The 1,322-nt window shown below is 57.2% G+C and carries 1 protein-coding gene; it reads left to right on the forward strand.

Features of this window, described 5'->3' with window-relative positions:
- Positions 1–1,322 (forward strand): glutamate--tRNA ligase (gltX, locus tag A3754_RS13935; protein ID WP_197468659.1); only part of this gene is annotated, 1,322 nt, incomplete at both ends.

Raw genomic sequence — 1,322 nt, forward strand, 5'->3', positions numbered from 1 at the left:
GCCCCGTCGCCCACCGGTGATCCCCACGTCGGCACGGCTTATATTGCCTTGTTCAATCGTTGCTTTGCGCAGCAGCATGGCGGCCAGTTTATTCTGCGTATCGAAGATACGGATCAGACCCGTTCCACGGATCAGTCCGAACAGATGATCCTGGATTCTCTGAAATGGCTGGGGCTGACCTGGGACGAAGGCCCGGACGTGGGCGGGCCGCATGGGCCGTACCGGCAAAGTGAACGCAAGGGGATGTATCGCCAGTACGCGGACGAGTTGATCGAAAAGGGCCATGCGTTCAAGTGCTACCGCACCAGTGAAGAGCTGGATACGCTTCGTGCTGCGCTAAAAGAGAGCGGCGAGAACCGGGCGCTCAAGCCGTCGGATCTGGAGCTGCCGGCGGATGAGCAGGCGAAACGTGAAGCCGAAGGCGCACCCTACGTGATTCGCATGCGGGTCCCCATGGACGGTCGCTGTGAAATTCAGGACATGCTGCGTGGCACGGTCGAGCTGGACTGGGCGCTGGTCGATGCACAGATTCTGCTGAAATCCGACGGCATGCCAACCTACCACCTGGCGAATATCGTGGACGATCACCTGATGGAGATCACCCATGTCATTCGTGGCGAGGAATGGCTTAACTCTGCGCCCAAGCACAAATTGCTCTATGAATATTTTGGCTGGGAAATGCCGGCGCTGTGTCACATGCCGCTACTGCGTAACCCGGATAAATCCAAACTCAGCAAGCGCAAGAACCCCACCAGTATCCTGTTCTACCAACGCATGGGGTATTTGCCGGAAGCGTTGATCAACTACCTGGGCCGTATGGGGTGGTCCATGCCGGATGAGAGCGAGAAATTTTCGCTGGCGCAGATGCAGGACGCGTTCGATATCCAGCGTGTGTCTCTGGGGGGGCCGGTGTTCGATGTGGAAAAACTTAGCTGGCTGAACGGCCAATGGTTGCGCGATCAGAGCGATGAGCAATTTCTGGACTCGCTGCTGGACTGGGCTTACAACCGTGATTACGCCATGAAAATCATCCCGCACTTGCGCCAGCGGGTGGAGACCTTGTCGGAAGTGGCCGACAAGGCAGCGTTCTGCTTTAACGGTATGCCGGCGATCAACGAAGCCAGTTTCGAGCATAAGCAGTACGCCACCGATGACATCAAGGTGTGGTTGCAGTATCTGCTCTGGACCTATGAAGCGCGCAACGACTGGAACCGTGATGGCTTGTTCGCCGACGCCAAAGCCATCGCCGATGCCCTGGAAGTGAAGATTAAGGATTTCCTGTTCCCGGTCTTCATCGCCATTGCCGGCACCAGTGCCAGTTT

It is taken from the genome of Alcanivorax sp. HI0083 (assembly GCF_001635175.1).